This is a genomic window from Acidovorax sp. FG27 (assembly GCF_040365715.1).
Lineage (GTDB): Bacteria > Pseudomonadota > Gammaproteobacteria > Burkholderiales > Burkholderiaceae_C > Paracidovorax.
Map to the genome: position 1 here is coordinate 17747 of NZ_BAABVY010000010.1, position 23427 is coordinate 41173.

24 protein-coding genes and 6 tRNA genes are annotated in these 23427 nt (G+C 67.3%); 15 read left to right on the plus strand and 15 right to left on the minus strand.

Going from position 1 to position 23427, the window contains the following annotated elements; translation table 11 throughout:
* Nucleotides 1–96: 96 nt before the first annotated feature.
* Nucleotides 97–1197, plus strand: a complete 1101-nt coding sequence (locus tag ABWV53_RS13895) for a serine hydrolase (protein ID WP_353366743.1) — start codon at nucleotides 97–99, stop codon at nucleotides 1195–1197.
* Nucleotides 1198–1268: 71 nt separating this feature from the next.
* Here the strand turns inward: ABWV53_RS13895 and ABWV53_RS13900 are convergent, their stop codons facing one another.
* The 6 genes from ABWV53_RS13900 to ABWV53_RS13925 all read right to left on the minus strand — a co-directional run bounded on the left by ABWV53_RS13900 (nucleotide 1269) and on the right by ABWV53_RS13925 (nucleotide 5993).
* The gene (locus ABWV53_RS13900; RefSeq protein ID WP_353366744.1) at nucleotides 1269–2072 is read right to left on the minus strand and encodes an IclR family transcriptional regulator; all 804 of its coding nucleotides are present in this window, start codon (nucleotides 2070–2072) and stop codon (nucleotides 1269–1271) included.
* A 109-nt stretch (nucleotides 2073–2181) separates the two neighbouring features.
* Nucleotides 2182–2943, minus strand: a complete 762-nt coding sequence (locus ABWV53_RS13905; protein WP_353366745.1) for an arginyltransferase — start codon at nucleotides 2941–2943, stop codon at nucleotides 2182–2184.
* Entirely contained in the window at nucleotides 2940–3695 is a 756-nt protein-coding gene (gene aat, locus ABWV53_RS13910; protein ID WP_353366966.1) for a leucyl/phenylalanyl-tRNA--protein transferase, read from the minus strand. The genes ABWV53_RS13905 and aat overlap by 4 nt, the downstream gene beginning before the upstream one ends.
* 29 nt (nucleotides 3696–3724) lie before the next feature.
* Nucleotides 3725–4741 (minus strand): HD-GYP domain-containing protein, encoded by a 1017-nt coding sequence (locus ABWV53_RS13915; protein ID WP_353366746.1) that lies wholly within the window; start codon nucleotides 4739–4741, stop codon nucleotides 3725–3727.
* A gap of 1 nt (nucleotide 4742) precedes the next feature.
* Nucleotides 4743–5369, minus strand: coding sequence for a retropepsin-like aspartic protease family protein (locus tag ABWV53_RS13920; protein ID WP_353366967.1), 627 nt, complete (start codon nucleotides 5367–5369; stop codon nucleotides 4743–4745).
* Nucleotides 5370–5507: 138 nt separating this feature from the next.
* The gene (locus ABWV53_RS13925) at nucleotides 5508–5993 is read right to left on the minus strand and encodes a YajQ family cyclic di-GMP-binding protein (protein ID WP_353366747.1); all 486 of its coding nucleotides are present in this window, start codon (nucleotides 5991–5993) and stop codon (nucleotides 5508–5510) included.
* A gap of 66 nt (nucleotides 5994–6059) precedes the next feature.
* On the opposite strand from ABWV53_RS13925, the gene murB reads away from it, so the two are divergent.
* Complete coding sequence (gene murB / locus ABWV53_RS13930) at nucleotides 6060–7133, plus strand: UDP-N-acetylmuramate dehydrogenase (RefSeq protein WP_353366748.1); 1074 nt, start codon at nucleotides 6060–6062, stop codon at nucleotides 7131–7133.
* Nucleotides 7134–7370: 237 nt separating this feature from the next.
* Nucleotides 7371–8039 (plus strand): 7-cyano-7-deazaguanine/7-aminomethyl-7-deazaguanine transporter, encoded by a 669-nt coding sequence (locus ABWV53_RS13935; protein WP_353366749.1) that lies wholly within the window; start codon nucleotides 7371–7373, stop codon nucleotides 8037–8039.
* A 42-nt stretch (nucleotides 8040–8081) separates the two neighbouring features.
* Here ABWV53_RS13935 and ABWV53_RS13940 read toward each other — a convergent pair whose 3' ends face one another.
* The 6 genes from ABWV53_RS13940 to ABWV53_RS13965 form a co-directional block, all read right to left on the minus strand.
* Nucleotides 8082–8549 (minus strand): carboxymuconolactone decarboxylase family protein, encoded by a 468-nt coding sequence (locus ABWV53_RS13940; RefSeq protein WP_353366750.1) that lies wholly within the window; start codon nucleotides 8547–8549, stop codon nucleotides 8082–8084.
* 119 nt (nucleotides 8550–8668) lie between these two features.
* The gene (gene sigJ, locus ABWV53_RS13945) at nucleotides 8669–9559 is read right to left on the minus strand and encodes an RNA polymerase sigma factor SigJ (protein ID WP_353366751.1); all 891 of its coding nucleotides are present in this window, start codon (nucleotides 9557–9559) and stop codon (nucleotides 8669–8671) included.
* Between the two features lie 148 nt (nucleotides 9560–9707).
* Entirely contained in the window at nucleotides 9708–11051 is a 1344-nt protein-coding gene (argG, locus tag ABWV53_RS13950) for an argininosuccinate synthase (protein WP_353366752.1), read from the minus strand.
* Nucleotides 11052–11068: 17 nt separating this feature from the next.
* Nucleotides 11069–11386: a pyrimidine/purine nucleoside phosphorylase gene (gene ppnP, locus ABWV53_RS13955; protein ID WP_353366753.1), complete on the minus strand. Its 318-nt coding sequence runs from the start codon at nucleotides 11384–11386 to the stop codon at nucleotides 11069–11071.
* Between the two features lie 141 nt (nucleotides 11387–11527).
* Nucleotides 11528–12169 (minus strand): glycine zipper 2TM domain-containing protein, encoded by a 642-nt coding sequence (locus tag ABWV53_RS13960; RefSeq protein WP_353366754.1) that lies wholly within the window; start codon nucleotides 12167–12169, stop codon nucleotides 11528–11530.
* A gap of 156 nt (nucleotides 12170–12325) precedes the next feature.
* Entirely contained in the window at nucleotides 12326–12712 is a 387-nt protein-coding gene (locus tag ABWV53_RS13965) for an ArsC family reductase (RefSeq protein WP_353366755.1), read from the minus strand.
* 47 nt (nucleotides 12713–12759) lie between these two features.
* Between ABWV53_RS13965 and folC the strand changes: the two genes are divergently transcribed.
* The 12 genes from folC to ABWV53_RS14025 all read left to right on the plus strand — a co-directional run bounded on the left by folC (nucleotide 12760) and on the right by ABWV53_RS14025 (nucleotide 20479).
* Nucleotides 12760–14085 carry a bifunctional tetrahydrofolate synthase/dihydrofolate synthase gene (gene folC, locus ABWV53_RS13970; protein WP_353366756.1) on the plus strand — a complete coding sequence of 442 codons (1326 nt, stop codon included), beginning with the start codon at nucleotides 12760–12762 and terminating at the stop codon, nucleotides 14083–14085.
* Between the two features lie 14 nt (nucleotides 14086–14099).
* On the plus strand, nucleotides 14100–15002 hold the full coding sequence (locus tag ABWV53_RS13975) for an SPOR domain-containing protein (RefSeq protein ID WP_353366757.1): 903 nt from the start codon (nucleotides 14100–14102) through the stop codon (nucleotides 15000–15002).
* A gap of 37 nt (nucleotides 15003–15039) precedes the next feature.
* Nucleotides 15040–15528, plus strand: coding sequence for a CvpA family protein (locus ABWV53_RS13980; RefSeq protein ID WP_353366968.1), 489 nt, complete (start codon nucleotides 15040–15042; stop codon nucleotides 15526–15528).
* A gap of 75 nt (nucleotides 15529–15603) precedes the next feature.
* Complete coding sequence (purF, locus tag ABWV53_RS13985; RefSeq protein ID WP_353366758.1) at nucleotides 15604–17112, plus strand: amidophosphoribosyltransferase; 1509 nt, start codon at nucleotides 15604–15606, stop codon at nucleotides 17110–17112.
* Nucleotides 17113–17114: 2 nt separating this feature from the next.
* A complete protein-coding gene (locus tag ABWV53_RS13990) occupies nucleotides 17115–18329 on the plus strand; it encodes an O-succinylhomoserine sulfhydrylase (protein WP_353366759.1) in 1215 nt (404 codons plus the stop codon).
* Complete coding sequence (gltX, locus tag ABWV53_RS13995; protein ID WP_353366760.1) at nucleotides 18326–19723, plus strand: glutamate--tRNA ligase; 1398 nt, start codon at nucleotides 18326–18328, stop codon at nucleotides 19721–19723. Before ABWV53_RS13990 ends, gltX begins: the two co-directional genes overlap by 4 nt.
* A 65-nt stretch (nucleotides 19724–19788) precedes the next feature.
* Nucleotides 19789–19864 (plus strand) — tRNA-Ala (locus ABWV53_RS14000).
* A gap of 36 nt (nucleotides 19865–19900) precedes the next feature.
* A tRNA-Glu gene (locus ABWV53_RS14005) sits at nucleotides 19901–19976 on the plus strand.
* A gap of 53 nt (nucleotides 19977–20029) precedes the next feature.
* Nucleotides 20030–20106, plus strand: a tRNA-Asp gene (locus ABWV53_RS14010).
* A 56-nt stretch (nucleotides 20107–20162) separates the two neighbouring features.
* Nucleotides 20163–20238: transfer RNA gene (locus ABWV53_RS14015), tRNA-Ala, on the plus strand.
* 35 nt (nucleotides 20239–20273) lie between these two features.
* A tRNA-Glu gene (locus tag ABWV53_RS14020) sits at nucleotides 20274–20349 on the plus strand.
* 53 nt (nucleotides 20350–20402) lie between these two features.
* A tRNA-Asp gene (locus ABWV53_RS14025) sits at nucleotides 20403–20479 on the plus strand.
* Nucleotides 20480–20629: 150 nt separating this feature from the next.
* Here the strand turns inward: ABWV53_RS14025 and ABWV53_RS14030 are convergent.
* The 3 genes from ABWV53_RS14030 to ABWV53_RS14040 form a co-directional block, all read right to left on the minus strand.
* Nucleotides 20630–21388: a 3-hydroxyacyl-CoA dehydrogenase gene (locus tag ABWV53_RS14030; protein ID WP_353366761.1), complete on the minus strand. Its 759-nt coding sequence runs from the start codon at nucleotides 21386–21388 to the stop codon at nucleotides 20630–20632.
* A 118-nt stretch (nucleotides 21389–21506) separates the two neighbouring features.
* A complete protein-coding gene (locus ABWV53_RS14035) occupies nucleotides 21507–22553 on the minus strand; it encodes an extracellular solute-binding protein (protein ID WP_353366762.1) in 1047 nt (348 codons plus the stop codon).
* Nucleotides 22554–22765: 212 nt separating this feature from the next.
* Entirely contained in the window at nucleotides 22766–23326 is a 561-nt protein-coding gene (locus ABWV53_RS14040; RefSeq protein ID WP_353366763.1) for a phasin family protein, read from the minus strand.
* Nucleotides 23327–23427 lie beyond the last annotated feature (101 nt).

Sequence of the window (23427 nt, forward strand, 5' to 3'; positions counted from 1 at the left end):
GGCAGTTTCTAAAAGAGTCGCGCAAGGCCTTGATCTTGCGCGACTTTTTTTGATTCTGTACACTGTTTCACACTTCTTTCCGCTTGGAGCACCCAGATGCATGCACGCCCCGGCATCGCCGCCCGTTTCGTCCACGCCTTGGCTTTCGTCACGCTCAGCGTCGCGCTGGCGTCACCTGCTGCGCATGCGGCAGAGCGCAAGAAGACGGTGGTGAAGAAACAGGCGTCGTCGGCCGTGGCGGCCAAGCGCCCGGTGGCGGCCTCGGCCACCAAGGTGTCGCGCAAGGCAGTGACCCGTGTGAAGGCCACCCGCGTGGCGGCCCGCAGCGCGCGTGTGCCGGTGCGCGCCGCGGCCGTAGTGCCCGAGCGCCTGTCGTTCGGCCAGCTGGCGGGCCTGCATGCCGTCACCGATCCGCTGGACCTCAAATCCAGCGTCGCGCTGGTGGTGGACCAGGAGACGAATGAAGTCCTGCTCAGCAAGAACGACCACGCCGTGCTGCCGATCGCATCGCTGACCAAGCTGATGACGGGGCTGCTGATCTCGCAGGCCCGCCTGCCGATGGACGAGCCCATCACCATCACCCAGGACGACGTGGACACCGAGAAGTTCAGCAGCTCGCGCCTGACCGTCGGCACCACGCTCACGCGCGGCGAGATGATGCACTTGGCGCTGATGTCGAGCGAGAACCGCGCCGCCCATGCGCTGGGCCGCACCTATCCCGGTGGTCTGAACGCGTTCGTCTCGCAGATGAACCTGAAGGCCAAGCTGATCGGCATGACCGACACGCACTATGTCGAGCCGACGGGCCTGTCCAGCCGCAACCAGTCCACGGCACACGACCTGGCCATGCTGGTCAACGTGGCCCACACCGACCCGCTGCTGCGCGAACTGTCCACCTCGCCGGGCTACGAAGTGGCCGTGGGCCGCCGCACCCTGCAGTTCAACAACACCAACCGCCTGGTCAAGAACCCGGGCTGGGACATCGGCCTGCAGAAGACCGGCTACATCTCCGAAGCGGGCCGCTGCCTGGTCATGCAGACGCAGATCGCCGGCCGCAAGCTCATCATGGTGTTCCTCGATTCGGCCGGCAAGTTCAGCCGCCTGGGCGATGCGGAACGCGTGCGCAACTGGGTGGAATCGCTGCCGGCGCTGGGCAGCGACAAGAGCTTCCACGCGGGCGCCAACATCAAGGGCTGATCCCAAGCAGTCGCCCGGCTCGCGGGCGCGCACCAGGGCTGGATGCACTCCAGCCCTTTTTTTATGGAGCGTCAGCCCTGCGTGAGCGCGTTGCGCTTGCCGCTGGTATAGCCCAGCGCCTGCGAGATGGCGTCCGCCGTCGATTGCAGCTTGGGCAGCCAGCCTTCGTCCAGGCGATCGGCCGGCGCGGAGATGGACAGGCCCGCCACCAGCTGGCCCTGGTCGTCGTAGATGCCCGCGGCCATGCAGCGCACGCCCAGCTCCAGCTCCTCGTTGTCGCGGGCGATGCCGTACTGCCGTGCCCGGCCCAGCTCGCGCTCCAGCACCGGCACCTGCGTGATGCTGTTGCGGGTATGGCCGGCGAGGCCCGTGCGAGTGGCGTAGGTGCGCACGCGCTGCGGGTCGTCGGCCGCGAGGAACAGCTTGCCTGTGGAGGTGAGGTGCAGCGGTGCCCGGCCACCGATGGCGCGCACCACCTGCATGCCCGAGCGCTCGCTGTAGGCCCGCTCGATGTAGACGATCTCATCGCCCTGGCGCACGCTCAGGTTGACGGGTTGCTGGATCAGCTTGTGCAGCTGGCGCATGGGCACCAGCGACGCATCGCGCACGCTGAGCCGCGCCTTGACCAGGTTGCCCAGTTCCAGCAGGCGCATGCCCAGCCGGTAGCTGCCCGATTCGGGCCGGTCCACGAACCGCCCGATCGTCAGGTCGTTGAGGATGCGGTGCGCCGTGGACGGGTGCAGGCCGGTCTTCTCGCTGATCTCCTTAAGCGAAATGGCCTCCTCGCGGGAGGCCAGCACGTCCATCAGCGTGAACATGCGTTCCAGCACCTGCACGCTGGGTTTCGAGGGAGTCTCTGAAGGCTGCTTTTTCATGGGCCATCCGGTCGCTGCCAAACAACCGGGCATTTTATGTTATGAAAATTGCTTCCACGCCGCCCCGCGTGGAAAGCGGCGTTCCTTCTGCGGCTCGGGGGCCGCAGGCTCAAGCCGGCCGCCGTTGCGCGCGCTTTCCGGGTTGCCAGGTGCCGTCCACGCGCACCTCGTGCGGCAGGAAGTTGGCCTTGTAGTTCATCTTCGGGCTGGCCTCGATCCAGTAGCCGAGGTAGACATGGGGCAGTCCCAGGGTGCGGGCCTGCTCGATCTGCCAGAGCACGTTGTAGGTGCCGTAGCTCGCTCGCGCCTCGGGTTCGTAGAAGGTGTAGACCGCCGAGAGCCCGTCGCCCAGCACATCGAGGATCGACAGCATCTTCAGCGCGCCCGGCGTGCCGTCGTCCCCGGACGGCTCCCTGAATTCGACCAGGCGCGAATTGACGCGGCTTTGCAGCAGGAACTGGGTGTACTGGTCGATGCTGTCGTGGTCCATGCCACCGCCGGCATGGCGGGTGTTCTGATAGCGCAGGTACAGCTCGTAGTGCTCGGCCACGAAGCCCAGGCGCAGCACGCGGGCCTGCAGATGGCGGTGCCGCTGCCAGGCCCGGCCCTGGCTGCGGTCGGGCACGAAGGATGCGGCCAGCACCCGCAGCGGCGTGCAGGCCTGGCAGCCATCGCAGTAGGGGCGGTAGGTGAACATGCCGCTGCGCCGGAAGCCCCGCGCCACCAGGTCGGTGTAGACGTCGTTCTGGATGAGGTGGCTGGGCGTGGCGACCTGCGAGCGCGCCTGCCGGTCGGGCAGATAGCTGCACGGGTAGGGCGCAGTCGCGTAGAACTGCAGGGTTTGCAGGGGAAGGTCGTTGAGTTGCGTCATGCCGCAGGCGTGTCTGGCAGAAGCTCGCTCCAGTATAGGGGGTCGAACGCCCAGCTCATGCCCTGCGCCTCGCGTGCCGCGGCCACGTGGTCGAGGAAGGCGGCGCGATCGATCTCCCGCGCGCCCAGCGAGGCCAGGTGGCGCGTGTTCTGCTGGCAGTCGATGAGCTCGGCGCCCTGCGCCCGGCACAGCGCCACCAGCCCGGCCAGCGCGATCTTGGAGGCGTCGGTGGCATGCGCGAACATCGATTCGCCGAACACCGCCCGCCCGAAGGCGATGCAGTAGAGGCCGCCCACCAGCCGGCCGTCCACCCAGGTCTCCACGCTGTGGGCGTGGCCCGCCGCATGCAGGGCCTCGTAGGCGCGCACCATGGCGGGCAGGATCCAGGTGCCGGCCTGCCCGTCGCGGGGCGTGTGCGCGCAGGCGCGGATCACGGCGCCGAAGTCCCGGTTCACCGCCACTTCGCAGCCGGGCTGCGACCGGAATCGCTGCAAGGTCTTGCGCAGCGAGCGGTGCAGGCGGAACTGCGCCACCGGCAGCACCATGCGCGGGTCGGGGCTCCACCAGAGGATGGGTTGGCCGCTGCTGAACCACGGGAAGATGCCCTGGCGGTAGGCGGCGGCAAGGTGTGGCACGTCCAGCAGGCCGCCGGCCGCCAGCAGCCCGGGGGCCGGCGATGCGGTGCCCCAGGCTTCGTCGGGCGCCGGGAAGGGGTCCTGCGGCTCCAGCCACGGCAGGGGCGGCGTCGGCATGGCCTGGTCGGTGGACACGGGCGCGCTCCCTACGGCTGGCGCACCCGCGCACCCGGCGCGCGCCGCGCCGCGTACAGGCCCAGCCGCACCATTGTGCGATGGTTCAATTCGAGCGGCACGGCCGAGCGTGCGAGGGCCGACTGGATGCGCGGCTTGCCCTGGATGGTCGGGTACACGCCCGGCTGCGCGCGCTGCTCGCCCGCGGCGTCGATCAGGCTGGCGACCAGCGGAAAGTTGGGTTTCTCGCCCCGGCGCAGCACGACGGCGGTCTCGCCGTTGTCGAGCCGCACGAACGTGCCGGGCGGGCACAGGCCCACGGTGCGCACCAGGGCATAGCCGATCTCGTCGCCCTGGTCGACGTCCTGGCCGACGATGGCGCGCACCGAATCGGTCGCGCTGCGCCCCGTGCGCGATTTGCGCGGGCTGATCATGGCCGCGTACCGGTCGATGGTCGCGAGGATGCGGCTCAGGCGCTCGGGCGCCACCAGCTGTTGCAGCGGCTGCGTCCGGGTGGCGCGCTCGGCCGCGGGAGCATGGTGCTGGGCGATCACGTCCAGCCAGAGGTCGTCGCGCACGTCCAGCTGCTCCAGCAGCTCCACGCCGCGCTGAGGATGCTCGTCGATGGCCTGCTGCTGGCTTGGCGACGGGCGTTCGCGCTGGTCGGCGAGCTCGTCCTGCAGCGCGGTCATGCCGATGTTCATGGTGAAGGCGGCGCGCACCAGGCTGTCGCGTTCGTGGCCGGGCAGCGGCAGGTCCTGCGCCAGGATGTGGCACAGCGTGCCGCACACCAGCGCGTGCGAGGTGCTGTAGCCGACCGACGACGTGGCCGCCAGCTGGAACATCAGGTAGAGCGCCGCGTCGATGTCGTGCGAGACCAGGTCCTGCAGCCACCGGTCGCACTGGCGCACCTTGGCCGTGAAGTCCTGCACCTGCAGGGGGCGGGCGAGCAGCACCGACAGCGCCGACTCCAGGTCGGACCACAGCCCCAGCAGGTCTTCATACTCGTCATCCAGGCGATCGCCCGCCCCGGGCTGCAGCATCGGCATGTCAGCGGCGCCTCTCCAGCACCATCTCGTCGTTCAGCCGCGTCATCTGGAAGGACGACAGGAAGCTGTTGCCCAGCAGCACGACGGGGATGGACTGGGGAGTGACCACCGCGTCCACGGCGCGCAGTTCCAGCTCGCCCACGCGCACCGAGTCCAGCTTGAGCCGCCAGCCCTGGATGGTGCCGTTGGCGGTGGTCATCAGCACCGGCTGCCCGTTGCGGTAGGCGAGGCCCAGCCGGTCGGCCTCGGGCTGGCCGATGGACACCGCCGTGGCGCCGGTGTCGACCAGGTACTGCATGGCCTGCCCGTTGATGCTGCCGGTGCCGGTGAAATGGCCGCGCTGATCAGATCGGAGCGTCACCCGCTGCCCCGTGGATGCCGACCGGACGCTGACGGGCGCCGCGCCCAGCACCACGGTGCGGCGTTGGCCGGCGACGTCGACCACCGCTTCGTCGCGGCCCACCGACACCACGGTGACGCCCCGGTGCGTTTCACCGGGCGCCACGCTGCGCGGGGCCGTGCCGTCCACCACCAGCAGCGCCCGCGGGCCGAGGATGCCGCTCAGGGCGACGGCCTGGGCATGGGCGGCCAGCGGGGCGGTCGCCGCAAGCAGCAGGGCGCCCAGCATGTGCCACAGCACCGCCGCCCGCCGCGAAGCGCGGCCGCCGGGCAGCGGCGCGGTGTGGCGGTGGGGGCGGCGGTGGGCCGGCATGGCGGAGGCCTGGGGCAAGGCGGAGGAGGGCGCGTAAGGGCGCGTGTGGGCGCGTCAGTCGCGGAAGTTGTCGAACGACAGCGGAATGTCGGTGACTTCCTTGCGCAGCAGCGCCATGGCGGCCTGCAGGTCGTCGCGCTTGGCGCCGGTCACGCGCACCTTCTCCTCCTGGATGGCGGCCTGCACCTTGAGCTTGCTTTCCTTGATGAGCTTCTGGATCTTCTTGGCCAGGTCGCTCTCGATGCCGTTGCGCACCTTCACCAGCTGCTTGACCTTGTCGCCGCCGATCTTCTGCGGCTTCTCGATGTCGAGGAAGCGCACGTCGACATTGCGCTTGGTGAGCTTGTTGCGCAGGATGTCCTCCACCTGCTGCAGCTGGAACTCGGCGTCCCCGAACAGGGTGATCTCCTTGTCCTTGATCTCGATGGCGGCGGACGTGCCCTTGAAGTCGAAGCGGGTGCCGATTTCCTTGGCGGTGTTCTCCACCGCGTTCTTCACTTCGACGAGGTTGGCTTCACAGACGGTATCAAAAGAAGGCATGGCATCACTCTCGGAAACTGGGTGGTAACCCGGCCGGTCGGGGGGCCGGGTGCGACAATCCGGTCGATGTTAGTCGAGAAAAACGCCCCCCTGCAGCCCTGCAACACCTTCGGCATCGTCGCCCGCGCTCAGACGCTGGTGCGCGCGCGCTCGGTGCAGGACGTGCAGGCGCTGCTGGCCGATCCCGAACTGGCCGGCAAGCCCGTCTTCGTGCTGGGCGGCGGCAGCAACATCGTGCTGACGGGCGACGTCAAGCCGGTCGTGCTGAAGATGGAAATCAAAGGGCTGCGCCTGGCGGCGGAAACCGACCGCCACTGGATCGTCGAGGCCGGCGCCGGCGAGGTCTGGCACGACGCCGTGGCCTGGACGCTGGAGCATGGCTTTCCGGGGCTGGAGAACTTGGCGCTGATCCCGGGCACCGTGGGCGCATCGCCCGTGCAGAACATCGGCGCCTACGGGGTCGAGCTGCAGGACCGCTTCGATTCGCTCGACGCCATCGACCTGGCCACCGGCCAGGCCTTTTCGCTCACGGCAGCGCAGTGCGCGTTCGGCTACCGCGACTCGGTCTTCAAGCATGCGCCACAGGCCGCTGGCGACGGCGCGGGGCTGCCGCGCGGCATGGGGCTGGCGGGGCGCGCCGTGATCACCCACGTGCGCTTTCTGCTGCCCAAGGCCTGGAAGCCGGAACTTGGCTACCTGGACCTGGAGCGCAAGCGGGCCGAGGCCGGCGTGCAGGCGCCCACGCCGCGTCAGGTGTTCGACTGGGTGTGCGAGGTGCGCCGCGCCAAGCTGCCCGACCCGGCCGTGGTCGGCAATGCCGGCAGCTTCTTCAAGAACCCGACCGTCACGCCCGACCAGTGCGCCGACATCATCGCGCGCGAGCCCAAGATCGTGCACTACCCCATGCCCGACGGCACCATCAAGCTGGCGGCGGGCTGGCTGATCGACGCCTGCGGCTGGAAGGGCAAGAGCGTGGGCAAGGCGGGCGTGTACGAGAAGCAGGCGCTGGTGCTGGTCAACCGGGGGCGGGGCGCCGACAGCGTGACCGGTGGCGAGGTGATGACGCTGGCCCGCGCGATCCAGACCAGCGTGTACGAGCGCTTCGGCATCCGGCTGGAGCCCGAGCCTGTCGTCGTCTGACGGTGCGAATCCGGGTCGTTTGCTATTAAAAATATAGCTGCTCGCGCTTGATTATCAAGCGCTGGAGCCTGAAAAGACGCTGAACTGAGGCCCTGCAAGCCCCTTGGGCAGCGATGCAGCCGCGCCACCGGCAAACCCGCTCGCAGGTAGAATCCGCGCCTTTCGTCAATCCATGGGTTCCCTCGCCCCCATGACCAACGCCTGGCGCCGCCGGGTGTTCTCCCAAAAAGGACTGCCATGACCTCCGTTCAGGCGCCGCCGTCGCGCGTGCCGTTCTACCTCTCCCTGCTGGTGGCGTTCCACATCGCCATCGTCATCGCCAGCAACTACCTGGTGCAGCTGCCGATCACGCTGTTCGGCTTTCACAGCACCTGGGGCGCGTTCAGCTTTCCCTTCATCTTCCTGGCCACCGACCTCACGGTGCGGCTGATCGGCAAGTCGCCTGCCCGCCAGGTGATCGCCCGCGCCATGCTGCCGGCGCTTGTCGTGTCGTATGCGGTGGGGGTGCTGTTCCACGACGGGCGGTTCAACGGCTTCGCCGCTTTGGGCGAATTCAATGGGTTCATGTTCCGCATCGCCTTCGCCAGCTTCGCGGCCTATGTGCTGGGGCAGCTGCTGGACATCCAGGTGTTCGACCGCATCCGCCAGCGCACGCGCGCCTGGTGGCTGGCGCCCGCCGCCGCGGCCGTCTTCGGGCAGGCGCTCGACACGGTGGCCTTCTTCGGCATCGCATTCTGGCGCAGCACCGACCCCTTCATGGCCGCGCACTGGGGCGAGATCGCCGTGGTGGACTACGTCATCAAGCTGGTGGTGAGCCTGCTGTTCTTCGTGCCGGCCTACGGGGTGGCGCTGGCGGCGCTGGCGCGCACCTTGCGCGCGGGGCAGCCCGTGCCGACCACCGCCTGAGGCCATCCCACCTCGGATCGTTGGGCCGGCTGGGTGGTGGGCTCATGGCTGGCCTGCCGCCGACGCTCCAGCTGGTGAGGCACGCAGCGCGATCTGAAAGCGGTTCCAGCCATTGATGGCGACCACCGCCAGCGTCAGCTCGACGATCTCCGCTTCGGAGAATTGCGCTTGAACGGCCGCGTACAGATCGTCCGGCACCCCCTTCGTGGCGGAGAGGCGCGTCAGCGCCTCTGCCCAAGCCAGTGCCGCGCGCTCGCGTGCATCGAACAGTCCTGCCTCGCGCCAGGCGGCCAGCAGGTGCAGGCTGCGGTCCGTCACGCCGTGGTTGCGGGCGACGGCCGCATGCATGTCGATGCAGAACGCGCACGCGTTGATCTGCGAGACGCGCATCTTCACCAGCTCCTTGAGCTGGATGGGGAGCGTGCCGGCCTTCAACTGGTTCTCCAGTGTCATCATGGCCTGCACAGTGGCGGGGTGTTGCTTGAAAAGGTCGATGCGGGAATGGGACATGGCGGTCTTTCGATGAGCGAGGGGGTGATGAAAAGAAAACGCGGAGCGGATTGCCGCAAGCCGTCGCTGGCCTGCACCCGTTTGGCGTGGCTGACGGGAGGAGCCCGCAGGCGCGCGGCCTACAAGCCGCGCAGCTTGTCGGGGTTCAACACGGTGTAGATGCCGTGGATGTGGGTCTCGTCGGTCTGCAGCGCGAGCGCGAGTCGGGGCACGCTGCCTTCACGCAGCAGCAGGCCTGGCGCGCCGTTGATCTGCACTTCGCACGCGGTGAGGTGCTGCAGATGCAGCCGCCACACGGCGAGCGCCAGGCGGCTGAGGGCGCGCGGGCCGCGCAGCACCTTGGTGGCGGCCGGCACCTTGCCCCCGCCGTCGGGCGTCCAGGTGGCGTCCTGGGCGAACAGCGACAGCATCGCCACATGGTCCTGCGCCCGCATGGCGTTCACGAACCGGTGCAGCAGCGCGCTGGCCGCATCCGGCGTGGGCGTGAAGCGCACCTGGTTCTTGCGCACCTGGGTGCGGGCGCGATGCACCAGCTGGCGGCAGGCCGCCTGGCTGCGGTCCAGCACCGCGGCCACTTCGCTGTAGTCGCTGTCGAACACGTCATGCAGCAAGAAGGCCGCTCGCTCATCCGGCGACAGCCGCTCCAACACCACCAGCAGGGCCATGGACAGGTCACTCGCCAGCTCGGCCCGTGCGTCGGCTGGCGGGGCCGTCGCTTCAACGATCCAGGGCTCCGGCAGCCAGGGGCCGCTGTAGTGCTCGCGCTCGTGCCGGACGGCCCGCAGCCGGTCGACACACAGCCGGGTGACGGTGGTGACGAGCCAGGCCTCGGCGGTGTGCACCCTCTCCGCATCTGCCTGCTGCCAACGCAGCCAGGCGTCCTGCAGCACGTCTTCGGCATCGGCGCGGCTGCCGAGCATGCGGTAGGCCACGCCCATCAGGCGCGGCCGGTGCTGCTGGAAGGTGGAGGTGATCGAATCCATGATGGTGGCGGGTGTGCTGGCGTTCATGCCTTGAAGACGGCTGGCAAACCCGGTTTGTGACACCGATCGGCAGAAATAGCCGCACCACAAAAAAACCGCCCGGCCTTGCGGCGGGGCGGTTGCTTCTATTTTGATAGCTGCCAGCGCTTATGCATCAGGCGCCGGCAGCGTATTTTCACTTTTTTTCGCTGTCGTCGCCCAATTGCGCCAGCGCTGCGTCGCCACCCAGCGACAGCAGGCCCGACTGGGCATAGATGCCGAGCTTGGCGCGCGTGTCCACGATGTCCAGGTTGCGCATGGTCAGCTGGCCGATACGGTCGGCCGGGCTGAATGGCGCGTCCTCCACCTTTTCCATCGACAGGCGCTCGGGCGCGTAGGTCAGGTTGGGCGACTCGGTGTTGAGGATGGAGTAATCGTTGCCGCGGCGCAGCTCCAGCGTCACCGTGCCCGTGACGGCATGGGCCACCCAGCGCTGGGCGGTTTCGCGCAGCATGATGGCCTGCGGGTCGAACCAGCGGCCCTGGTAGAGCAGGCGGCCCAGCTTCAGGCCGTTCATGCGGTACTGCTCGATGGTGTCTTCGTTGTGAATGCCGGTCACCAGGCGCTCGTAGGCAATGTGCAGCAGCGCGAGGCCCGGAGCTTCGTAGATGCCGCGGCTCTTGGCCTCGATGATGCGGTTCTCGATCTGGTCGCTCATGCCCAGGCCATGCCGGCCGCCGATGCGGTTGGCTTCCAGGAACAGGGCCACCGGGTCGCTGTACTCGACGCCATTCAGGGCGACGGGCTGGCCTTCCTCGAAACGCACCGAGACTTCCTCGGACTTCACGTGCACGTCGTCCTTCCAGAACGCGACGCCCATGATCGGGTTCACGATGCGGATGCCCTGGTTCAGGAACTCCAGGTCTTTGGCTTCGTGCGTTGCGCCCAGCATGTTGCTGTCGGTGCTGTAGGCCTTCTCGGCGCTCATCTTGTAGCCGAAGCCTTCCTTGGTCATGAAGGCGGACATTTCGGCGCGACCGCCCAGCTCGTCGATGAAGCGCTGGTCCAGCCAGGGCTTGTAGATCTTCAGGGCGGGGTTGGTGAGCAGCCCGTAGCGGTAGAAGCGCTCGATATCGTTGCCCTTGAAGGTCGAGCCGTCGCCCCAGATGTGGACGTCGTCTTCCTTCATGGCCGCCACCAGCATCGTGCCGGTCACGGCACGGCCCAGCGGCGTGGTGTTGAAGTAGGTGATGCCGGCGGTGCTGATGTGGAAGGCACCGGCCTGCAGGGCGGCGATGCCTTCTTGCGCCAACTGCTTGCGGCAGTCGATCAGGCGGGCCTTTTCGGCGCCGTATTCCATCGCCTTGGCGGGAATGGCGTCGTAGTCGGGCTCGTCGGGCTGGCCCAGGTTGGCGGTGTAGGCATAGGGCAGGGCGCCCTTGTTCTTCATCCAGCGCAGGGCCGCGCTGGTGTCGAGGCCGCCGGAGAAGGCGATGCCTACCTTCTGGTTCAGGGGAAGGCTTTGGAGGATGGTGGCCATGTGCGTTGCCTTGCCTTTCAGCCGAAGTGGCAGATGTAGTGGTAGGCGGTGGTCACGCGGATCTCGAACTTCGAGTTGCCGGGCACGCTGAACTGTTCGCCCGCGCCGGAGCGCACCCATGCATCCGTACCGTCGAGCTTGTATTCGCACTCGCCGCCCACGCCTTCCATGATCTCGGGCGCGCCGGTGTTGAAGGTGAGGGTGGCGGGCAGGATCACGCCCACCGATTTCTTCGTGCCGTCCGGAAACGTGATGTTGTGGCTCACGCACTTGCCGTCGAAATACACGTTGGCCTGGGTGGTGACGGACACGCCGTCGATTTTTTCGGTGGTCATGGATGCGGGCAGAGGAGGGTCAAACCGTCGATTTTAGGCATGCGCCGCGATGGCGCCGCCGCCGCACGGCTGCGGGCATGAAAAACGGAGCTTCATGAAGCTCCTTCGAGGGGGGGGCGGGCAAGCCCGGCGGACCGACGCTCAACGCCAGTAAGGGTCGCGGTGGCGCGGGCCGTAGTAAGGCTGGCCCCAGGCGTCGCGGTACTCGATCACCACCGGGGCGGGCGGCGGCGCCTGCACGTAGGCCACCGGGCCTGGCTGGGTCGTCACCACCACGCCGGGCTGCACGTAGCCGGCGGTGGGCGGGTAGCTCGTCATGCCCTGCACGGCAGGCTGCACGTTGAGCGGAATCCAGGCGCCCGGGTCGTTCTGCGTGCGGGTGGTGTACTGGCGGCCCGCGTATTCATAGACCACGTTGTAGCCCACCGCCCGGTTTTCGTAATAGGTCTGGGTCGAGCAGCGCTGCACGTTCTGGTAGCCGCCGCGCGTGCCTTCGACGTTGTTGCCCAGCACCGCGCCGCCGATCAGGCCCAGCGCCGTCGCCGCGGCGCGGCCGCCGCCGTGCCCGATGGCATTGCCCACGGCGCCACCGGCCACGGCGCCCAGCAGCGCGCCGGCGCCGCTCGGGCCCTGTTCCGAATACACCGTTTCGTTGCCGCACACCTGTTGCGGCACGGCCACCTGCTGGGTGATCGGGGTGGCCGACAGCACGCGGCCCTGTTCCTGTGCACTGGCAACGGCCGCCACGGCGGCCAACGCTGCGAAGGCTATGGTCTTTTTCATGATGGAGACGCTCCTTTGGATAGGTGTACAACGCACCGCTCAACAGATAGGTTGAGCCCGCGGGCTGAAGGTGAACCGTGTTCCGGCGTAAAGCTGCGTAAAGACGGTGACCGGATCTACCGGCGCGGCCGTTGGGGCAGGGCCGACCTCGCGGTTTCAGGACTTGGAGCGGCTGGCGAGCCTTTCGTTCCAGGCCACCGGGTCGAAACCGACGGTCACCGGGCCGTCCGCCGTTCCAGCCCATTCGACGACCGGGCGCTTGATGACCGAGGCGTTCGCCTGCATCAGCGCGCTGGCGCTGGCGGCATCCTGCACGGCGGCCTGGGCGGCGGAGTCGAGCTTGCGCCAGGTCGTGCCCTGGCGGTTGACGAGCTTTTCCCAGCCCACGGCCGCGATCCAGCCGCCCAGCCGTTCGGCGGGCACGCCCTGCTTCTTGAAGTCGTGGAACCGGCAATCCACGCCCTGAGCTGCCAGCCAGGCGCGCGCTTTCTTGACCGTGTCGCAGTTGGGAATGCCGTAGAGGGTGATCGCGGGGGTACTCATGGCGTCGATCATCGCCCATGCGCGCGTCGGCGACAATTCGCCGCAGCATGAACACCCCACCCACGACCCTGGCCGACTGGCTGGCTCACTGCGAGCGGCTGCATCCCAAGAACATCGACATGGGGCTGGACCGCGTCCGCGAAGTCGCCCGGCGCCTGGAATTGCGCTTCGACTGCCCGGTCATCACCGTGGCCGGCACCAACGGCAAGGGATCGACCTGCGCCATGCTCGAAGCCGTGGCCTTGCAGGCCGGCTACCGGCCCGGCGTGTACACGTCGCCCCATCTGGTGCACTTCGAGGAGCGCTGCCGCATCCATGGCGAGATCGTCGCGGCCGGCGACCTCGTGCCCCATTTCGAGGCGGTGGAGGCCGCCCGCACCGGTGGCGGCGAGGCCGTGTCGCTCACCTACTTCGAGTTCACGACGCTCGCCATCCTTCGGCTGATGAGCCAGGCGCGGCTGGATGTGGCGATCCTGGAGGTCGGCCTGGGCGGGCGGCTCGACGCCACCAACGTGGTGGACGCCGATTGCGCGGTCATCACCAGCATCGACATCGATCACATCGAATTCCTGGGCCCGGACCGCGAATCCATCGGCCGGGAAAAGGCCGGCATCATGCGCGCTGGCCGGCCGGTGGTGGTCAGCGACCCCATGGCCCCGGACAGCGTCATCCGCCATGCCCAGGAGATCGGCGCCGATCTGTGGCGCTTCGGCGAGGATTTCAACTTCTCCGGCGACAAGCAACAATGGTCGTGGGCGGGCCGAGGCCGGCGCTATGCGGGCGTGGCCTATCCGGCGCTGCGCGGCGCCAACCAGCTGATGAACGCCAGCGGCGCGCTGGCGGCGCTCGAGGCATTGAGGGGCCGGCTGCCGATCACCGCGCAATCGGTGCGCACGGGCCTCGCCATGGTCGAACTGCCCGGGCGGTTCCAGATCGTCCCCGGGCAGCCGACGCTGGTGCTGGACGTGGCGCACAACCCGCATTCGGTGGCGGCCTTGACGGCAAACCTGGACGCCATGGGTTTCTTCCCCACGACCCATGCGGTGTTCGGCGCCATGGCGGACAAGGACCTCGCCCCCATGCTGGCCAAGGTCGGGCCGCTGATCGACCGCTGGTATTTCACCGACCTGCCCACGCCCCGCGCCGAGACGGCGGTGGCCCTGCAGCAGAAATGGAACGCCCTGCAGATCGTCGCGGGCGGGCGCCGGCAGGTCGCGACGAGCGTGCATGCCAACCCCGTGCAGGCGCTCCAGGCCGCCGTGGATGCGGCGGAACCCACTGATAGAATCGTGGTCTTTGGCTCGTTCTACACCGTTGGCGGGGTGCTCCACGACGGAACGCCGCGCCTTCAGGCCAAGCATCTCGGCGCATAACGGGTCCGCATTCCATGGCATTTTTCAAGTTCCGTTGGCCCGGCCAGAAGGCGCAGGGCGAGAGCGCCAAGCCGACCCGGCGCTCCCGTGGTGGCTCGCATGCCGAGAGCATCGACGTCATGCGCCGGCGCGCCCGGCATCGGCTGATCGGCGCGGCCGTGCTGGTGCTGATCGGCATCATCGGTTTCCCCATGCTTTTCGACACCCAGCCCCGCCCGGTGGCTGTCGACATTCCCATCGAAATTCCCGACCGCAACAAGGTCGCGCCACTGGTCGTGCCCGAGAACCCTAAGCCCGCCCTGGCCGACGCCAAGCCCGCGGCCCCCGCCACTGGCGCGGTGGCCGGTGGCAGCACCGCCGGGCTCGACGCGGGCGAGGAAGTGGTCACCTCCCGGCAGGCCAGCAAGGCCGCCGCGCCGGCGGCACCTGCTGCGCCGGCAGCACCTGCTTCGCGGGCCGATACCGCTGCGGCCACGGTGGCCCGTTCAGAACACAAGCCCGACACCAAAGCTGACTCTCGGCACGAGTCGCGCGTGGAACCGAAGCCCGCAGCGCCTGCCGAGCCCGCCAGGACGGCGCGCACCGACGACGCGGCACGCGCCCGGGCGTTGCTGGAAGGGCGCACGGCCACGCCGCAGCCCACCACGGCCGTGCTGCCGGCCGCCGTGGCCGCCAAGGCCGACGAGGAAGGCCGCTTCATCGTGCAGGTGGGCGCCTTCGCCGATGCCGACAAGGCGCGGGAAGTGCGAACCAAGCTGGAGCGCGCCGGTCTGAAAACATATACGCAGGTGGTGGATACCAAGGATGGCAAGCGCACGCGGGTGCGTTCGGGCCCCTTCGCCAGCCGCGCGGAGGCCGACAAGGCGGTGGGCCGCATCAAGGGCCTGGGGCTGTCCGCTTCCGTGCTGACGCTGTAGGCCGATGGAAGCCGGGTCGTTGCCCGCGGGCTGGCACCTGAGCGGATTGGACTGGGTGTTTCTGACCATCCTGGCGGCGTCGTTCGTGATCGGGGCGTGGCGGGGGCTCGTGTTCGAGCTGGTGTCGCTCGCGGGCTGGGTGGCGTCCTTCATCGCGGCGCAGTGGTTCGCTGGCGACGTGGGGGCATGGCTGCCTATGGGCGAGGCGCAGAGCGCGCTGCGCCATGCGGCCGGCTTCGTACTGGTCTTCGTCGGAGCGGTCTTCTTTTTCGGTTTCATCGCCTGGCTCACGAAGAAGCTGGTCGATGCGGTGGGGCTTCGGCCCGCGGACCGGGCCCTGGGCGCGGTCTTCGGGCTGTTGCGGGGCGTGATCGTGATGCTGGTGGTGGCCTTGGTCGCCCTGTGGACGCCGCTGCACGAGGCCGACTGGTGGAAAGAATCCCAGGCCGCCCCCATGTTGCAAGAGGCGATCGCCTGGCTGCGGCCGGTGGTGCCCCAGGAGTTTGCAAGGCATCTGCCTTCTTGATGTTCGCCGGCCGTGGTGTGCGGCAGGCGAGCGGTTTTTCGGCGGGACGGTCCCGCCTTTCAATGGAACGCGAATATGTGTGGAATCGTCGGCGTGGTCAGCGCAGCTCCCGTCAACCAACTGATCTATGACGCCTTGCTGCTGCTGCAGCACCGGGGGCAGGACGCCGCCGGCATCGTCACGCAGGAAGGGCGCAAGTTCTTCATGCACAAGGCCAAGGGCATGGTGCGCGACGTCTTCCGCACGCGCAACATGCGTGCGCTGCCCGGCCCGGTGGGCCTGGGCCAGGTGCGCTACCCGACGGCGGGCAATGCCTACAGCGAAGAGGAGGCCCAGCCCTTCTACGTGAACGCGCCGTTCGGCATCGTGCTGGTGCACAACGGCAACCTCACCAACGCCCAGGAACTGCGCGCCGAACTGTTCTCCACCGACCACCGGCACACCAACACCGAGAGCGATTCCGAGGTGCTGCTCAACGTGTTCGCGCACGAGTTGGAGCGCGCGTCGCGCGGCGTTCCGCTGCAGGTGGACGATGTATTCGCCGCCGTCGAAGCGGTGCACAAGCGCGTCAAGGGCTCCTACGCCGTGATCGCGCTGATCGCAGGCCACGGCCTGGTGGCGTTCCGCGACCCGCACGGCATTCGCCCGCTGTGCATGGGCCGCAGCGCCGACGGCACCGTCATGGTCGGCAGCGAGTCGGTGGCGCTCGAAGGCACCAACCACGTGTTCGAGCGGGACGTTCAGCCCGGCGAAGCCCTGTTCATCACGCAGGACGGCACGGTGCACTCGCGCCAGTGCGCGCAGGCGCCGCAGCTCAACCCCTGCATCTTCGAATTCGTGTACCTGGCGCGGCCAGACTCCGTGCTGGATGGCATCTCGGTCTATCAGGCGCGCCTGAACCTGGGCGAGTCGCTCGCCAAGCGGGTGATCTCCACCGTGCCGCCGAGCGATATCGACGTGATCATTCCGATCCCCGAATCGAGCCGTCCGAGCGCGACGCAGCTGGCGCATCTGCTGGGCATTCCGTACCGCGAGGGTTTCGTCAAGAACCGCTACGTCGGCCGCACCTTCATCATGCCGGGGCAGGGCGTGCGCAAGAAGTCCGTGCGCCAGAAGCTCAACGTGATCGCCAGCGAATTCAGGGGCCGCAACGTGCTGCTGGTGGACGATTCCATCGTGCGCGGCACCACCTCGCGCGAGATCGTGCAGATGGCGCGCGACGCGGGCGCCCGCAAGGTGTACCTGGCCAGCGCCGCGCCGCCGGTGCGTTACCCGAACGTCTATGGCATCGACATGCCCACCAGCAGCGAACTCGTCGCCTACGGCCGCACGGTCGAGGAAGTGCGCGAGTCGATCGGCTGCGATGCGCTGATCTACCAGGACGTCAACGCGATGAAGAAGGCCGTGGGTTCGCTCAATGGCCGCATTGAAGGCTTCGACGCGTCGTGCTTCGACGGTGTCTACGTGACGGGCGACATCAACGCGGACGACATCCAGCGCATCAACGAGGCCCGCGTGGGCCAGGAAGATCCGCTGGGCGAAGACACCTCGCGCCTGGCCCTGCCCAACGCGCAGGAGGCATGACCATGGCTGCAAACGAGCTCCCACCCGGCCTGCACCGCGACACGCTGGCCGTGCGCGCGGCTGCGGACCGCAGCCAGTACGGCGAGAACTCCGAGGCCCTGTACCTGACCAGCGGCTACGTCCAGCCCTCGGCCGAGGCGGCAGCCCGCCGCTTCGCGGGCGAGGAGGACGGCTTTACGTATGGCCGCTATGGCAATCCCACGGTGGCCAGTTTCGAGCAGCGGCTGGCGGCGCTCGAAGGCGCCGAGGCGGCCATTTCCACCGCTTCCGGCATGTCGGCCATCCTGATGATGTGCATGGGCCTTCTCAAGTCGGGCGACCATGTGGTGTGTTCGCAGTCGATGTTCGGCTCCACCATCAGGCTCATCGGGTCCGACCTGGCGAAGTTCGGCATCACGTCCAGCTTCGTTCCCCAGACCGACCTGGCCGCGTGGCGCCAGGCGATCCGGCCCGAGACCCGCCTGCTGTTCGCCGAAACACCGACCAACCCGCTGACCGAGGTCTGCGACATCGCCGCGCTCGCGGATCTGGCGCACAACGCCGGCGCGCTGCTGGCGGTGGACAACTGCTTTGCCACGCCGGTGCTGCAAAGGCCCATCGCCCTGGGTGCCGACATCGTCATGCACTCGGGTACCAAGTTCCTGGATGGCCAGGGGCGCGTGATGGCGGGGGCGCTCTGTACCCGGCAGGCGTTGGTGGACGAGAAGTTCCTGCCGGTGCTCAAGAGCGCCGGCATGACGTTGGCGGCGTTCAACGCCTGGGTCGTGCTGAAGGGGCTGGAGACCCTGGACATCCGCGTCCGGGCGCAGTCCGCCAATGCCCTCGCGCTGGCGCAGTGGCTGCAGGCCCACCCTGCCGTGGCGCAGGTGTACTACCCCGGCCTGGCGAGCCATCCGCAGCATGCGCTGGCGATGGCCCAGCAGTCGGGCGTGGGCGGCGCGGTGCTCTCCTTCGCCGTCAAGGCCTCGGGTGCGGAAGCCGCGCGGGCGGGCGCCTTCCGCGTGCTCGACAGCCTCCAGGTGCTGTCGCTCGCCACCAACCTGGGCGACACCAAGACCATGGCGGCACACCCCGCCAGCACGTCCCATGGCCGGCTGACCGAAGCGCAGCGCCAGGCGGCGGGCATCGGCCAGGGGCTGGTGCGCGTGGCCGTGGGCCTGGAACACATCGATGACATCAAGGCCGACCTCGCACGCGGCCTGGACACCCTGGCATGACCAAAATCCGTACCCGTTTCGCTCCTTCTCCCACCGGCTTCATCCACCTGGGCAATATCCGCTCGGCGCTCTATCCCTGGGCGTTCGCCCGGGCAACCGGCGGTGACTTCATCCTGCGCATCGAAGACACCGATGTGGAACGCTCCAGCCAGGCGGCTGTCGACGTCATCCTGGAGGGCATGGCCTGGCTGGGCATGGAACCCGACGAAGGCCCGTTCTACCAGATGCAGCGCATGGACCGCTACAAGGCCGTGCTCGCTCAGATGCAGGCCGAGGGGCTCGTCTACCCCTGCTACATGAGCGTGGAAGAACTCGACGCCCTGCGCGAAAGCCAGATGCAGGCCAAGCTCAAGCCCCGCTACGACGGCACCTGGCGCCCCGAGCCGGGCAAGACGCTGCCCGCGGTGCCGGACGGGGTCAAGCCGGTGCTGCGTTTCCGCAACCCGTCGGAAGGGGTGGTGGCCTGGGACGACAAGGTCAAGGGCCGCATCGAGATCAGCAACGACGAACTGGACGATCTCGTCATCGCGCGGCCCGACGGCACGCCGACGTACAACTTCTGCGTGGTGGTGGACGACATCGACATGGCCATCACCCATGTGATCCGCGGCGACGACCATGTGAACAACACGCCGCGCCAGATCAACATCTTCAAGGCACTGGGCAAGGAGCCGCCCGTGTATGCCCATCTCCCGACCGTGCTCAACGAGCAGGGCGAGAAGATGAGCAAGCGCAATGGAGCGAAGGCCGTCACGCAGTACCGCGACGAGGGTTACCTGCCCGAGGCCATGATCAACTACCTGGCGCGCCTGGGCTGGAGCCACGGCGACGACGAGATCTTCAGTCGCGAACAGTTCCTGCAGTGGTTCAACCTGGATCATCTGGGGCGCAGTGCCGCGCAGTTCGACGAAGCCAAGCTGCGCTGGGTGAACTCGCAGCATCTGAAAGCCATGCCGGACGAAGCCTTGGCCGAAATCATCCAGCCCTTGCTGATTGCACGCGGTCTGCCGCAGCAGGAACTGGCCGACGGGCGGCTCCCGCGCATCTGCGCGTTGTTCAAAGACCGTTGCGACACCACGCTGGCGTTGGCGGATTGGGCCGCGGTGTTCTACGGCGACGTCACTCCGAACGCGGAGGAAAGAGCCAAGCATGTGACCGAAGCCATCTGGCCGGCGATCGACGCGCTGCGCGCCAGCCTGGCGAGCTGTGCATGGGACAAGGCTTCCATTGCCGCCGCCTTCAAGCAGGTGCTGGCGGAGCAGGGCCTGAAGATGCCCCAGCTGGCGATGCCGGTGCGGGTGCTGACCGTGGGAACGGCGCACACGCCATCGGTCGATGCGGTGCTCGAATTGCTCGGACGCGAAAAAATTGCAGCAAGATTGCTGAGGGCCTGAAAACCTGTCTATAATTCAAGGCTCAGGTGATGACGACAAGCATACTATGCAAGTCGAAGTCAAGTGGGGGTATAGCTCAGCTGGGAGAGCGCTTGCATGGCATGCAAGAGGTCATCGGTTCGATCCCGTTTACCTCCACCACCGAGAGATTTGGAAGTCAGTCAGTTCCCAGGTTTTGACCCTATCGTCTAGAGGCCTAGGACATCACCCTTTCACGGTGAGTACCGGGGTTCGAATCCCCGTAGGGTCGCCAAGTTCGTAGCACTTGGCTTGGTACGCAAGTCACCAAGCAAACGCTGCCTGCCAGGAGTGGTAGTTCAGTTGGTTAGAATACCGGCCTGTCACGCCGGGGGTCGCGGGTTCGAGTCCCGTCCACTCCGCCAGTTCATGCTTCGAGGAGCCTGGCTTTTCGAGCATTCTTGGTGAAAGCCAGGAAAGTGGGGGTATAGCTCAGCTGGGAGAGCGCTTGCATGGCATGCAAGAGGTCATCGGTTCGATCCCGTTTACCTCCACCACTTTGTCAGTCGTCGGTTAGTCAGTTCCAGGTTTTGACCCTATCGTCTAGAGGCCTAGGACATCACCCTTTCACGGTGAGTACCGGGGTTCGAATCCCCGTAGGGTCGCCAAGTTTGTAGCACTTGGCTTGGTGAGCAAGTCGCCAGGCAAACGCTGCCTACCAGGAGTGGTAGTTCAGTTGGTTAGAATACCGGCCTGTCACGCCGGGGGTCGCGGGTTCGAGTCCCGTCCACTCCGCCAGTTGGTTGCAAAGCCGCTGCAGTCGAAAGATTGCGGCGGCTTTTTGCATTGGGGCTTGGCTTTTGGCTTTGGCATCGCGCTTCGGCGGCCAGGGTGCGCACCGCAGCCCTCGAACCAGGGCTGCGGCGTATTTTCGCTGCGCCGGGTAGCTCAGCGTGGTGCGAGACGAATGGCGCCGTCGAGGCGGATCACCTCGCCGTTGAGCATCTCGTTCTCCACGATGTGCTTCACCAGCTTGGCATAGTCCTGCGGCGTGCCCAGCCGGCTGGGGAAGGGCACTCCGGCCGCGAGCGCATCCTGCACCTCCTGCGGCATGCCGAACAGCATGGGCGTGCCGAAGATGCCGGGTGCGATGGTCATGTTGCGGATTCCGCTGCGGGCCAAGTCGCGTGCGATCGGCAGCGTCATGCCGACGATCCCGCCTTTCGACGCCGAATAGGCGGCCTGGCCGATCTGGCCGTCGTAGGCGGCCACGCTGGCCGTGGACACCAGCACGCCGCGCTCGCCCGTGGATTCCGGACCGTTTTTGGACATGGCCTCCGCCGCCAGCCGGATCATGTTGAAGCTGCCGATGAGGTTCACGGTGACGACCTTGCTGAAGGCGGCCAGGCTGTGGGCACCGCTCTTGCCGACGGTCTTTTCCGCCGGGGCGATGCCGGCGCAGTTGACGAGCCCCATGAGCTTGCCCAGCGACACGGCCTTGTCGATGGCGGCCTGCGCGTCGGCTTCCTGGGTCACGTCGCAGCGCACGAACGCGCCGCCGATCGACTGCGCCAGGGCCTCGCCTTTCTCCGCCTGCACGTCGGCGATGACCACCGTGGCGCCTTCGGCCGCCAGCATGCGCGCCGTGCCTTCACCCAGCCCGGACGCACCGCCCGTGACCACGAACACCTTGCCTCGGATTTCCATGAGTTGTCTCCTGATGACGTTGACGTAAACGTAAGGTCGGATTATGCCCAAGCCGGTACCAGGCAGACGTGAAAAAGCCCGGCGTGCCGGGCTCTTGCAGGGTGCGCGCCAGAAGGCGTCAGCGGAAATTCACGCGGTCGAGCATCTGCTGCACCTTGACCGTGTTGGCGCCCACGGCGCTGATGGGAATGGTCTCGCTCTTGAAGGGCTTGCCGCCGGTCATGGTCTTGAGCGCCGGATTGCCCGGGTCCACGCCCTTGGCCGCCGGCCACTCGTTGTTGCCGTTGGCGAAGTAGTTCTGCGCGTCGGGGCTGGCAAGATACTCCAGGAACTTGACGGCGTTGGCCTGGTTTTTCGTGTGCTTGGCCACCGCGCCGCCCGCGATGTTCATGTGCGTGCCCCAGGACTGCTGGTTCGGGAACACCACGCTGACCTTGCTGGCGATGGCAACGTCTTCCGGCTTCTCGGAACGCAGGATGCGGGCGAGGTAGTAGCTGTTGGTCACCGCGATGTCGCATTCGCCAGCCGCCACGCCCTTGATCTGGTCGGTGTCGCCACCCTTGGGCTGGCGCGCCAGGTTGTCCACCACGCCCTTGAGCCAGGCTTCGGTCTTCTGGGGACCCATGTGCTCCATTACGGCGCCGAACAGGCTCAGGTTATAGGGGTGCGATCCCGAGCGGATGCAGACCTTGCCCTTGTTCTTGGGGTCGCCCAGTTCCTCGTAAGTGTCCACGTCTTCGAGCTGCACCTTCGCCTTGTTGTAGACGATGACGCGAGCGCGGGTGGACAGGCCGAACCAGGGAATGCCGCCGTCTGCTGCGGCCGTGGCGCGCAGGTTCGCCGGGATGGCGTCTTCCAGCACCTTGGACTTGATCGGCAGGAACAGACCGTCGGTCTCGCCGCGATAGAGCCGGGCTGCATCGACCAGCAGGATCACGTCGGCCGGGGACGCAGCGCCTTCGGCCTTGAGTCGCGCGATGATGCCGGCATCGTCCGCATCGACGCGGTTCACCTTGATGCCGGTCGCCTTGGTGAAGCCTGCATAGAGCGCCTCGTCGGTCGCGTAATGGCGGGCCGAATACAGGTTCACGACCTGGTCCTGGGCCGACGCAGCCGTGGCCGCCGCGACGCAAACGGCAAGAACCGATCTCACAAAATTCGACATGGCAAAGTTCTTTCGGTGGTGGAAAACGGCGGCCATGATAAGTTAAACGCGAATGGTTCTTAACCATAGTCCTGCGCCAGACGGGGCATTGGGCGCGGCACCGTGGGCCGAAGGTGCTGAAAAGCAGAAAGCCCGGCGGGGCCGGGCTTTCGTGGAGTCTGCAGGCCAAGGCCATGCAGAGCGCAAAGCGTGCCGTGGGCACGCCCTCGCGATCAGCGCTTGCGGGGCACGGCGTTGGCCGTGGCGGTCTTGGCGGCGTTGGTTGCGGTGCTGGCCACGGCGCTGAAGTTGGCTTCAGCCACATCGCTGGCGTGCTTCACGGCCTTTTGCACCGATTCGTACGCGGTGTTGGCTGCGGAGACGGCGCTGCGCAGCACGGCCACGCCGGTTTCCGAGCCTGCGGGGGCATTGCGGGCGGCGGTGTCGACCATGGTGCTGAAGTTGCGCTGCACTTCCGATGCCTGGGCTTCGAAGGTCTTGCCGATTTCGGTGCTGGTGCCCGAGGCGATGTCGTACAGGTGGCGGCTGTAAGCAGCGGTCTTCTCGGCCAGGGGCTGGAACAGGCTGGCCTGCAGGGCGAGCAGCTCTTGCGCATCCTTGGCGCTCAGCATGGCTTGCGTGTGGTTGGCGGCTTCCGACAGGGCGGCGCGCGATGCGGTCACGTTCAGCTCGACCAGCTTTTCGACGCCTTCGAATGCCTTGCTCGTCAGACCGAACAGGGTTTCCAGGTTGGCTTTGTGGGAAGCGAGCAGTTGTTCGGGCGTGAGAGTCATGACATATCTCCTGTGAAAAGAACTTGATGCATTGATGGACACTGGCAGCCGCCACGACCTCACAAACACCTGTCGATATTCATGTTGCAGTGCAGCATGGG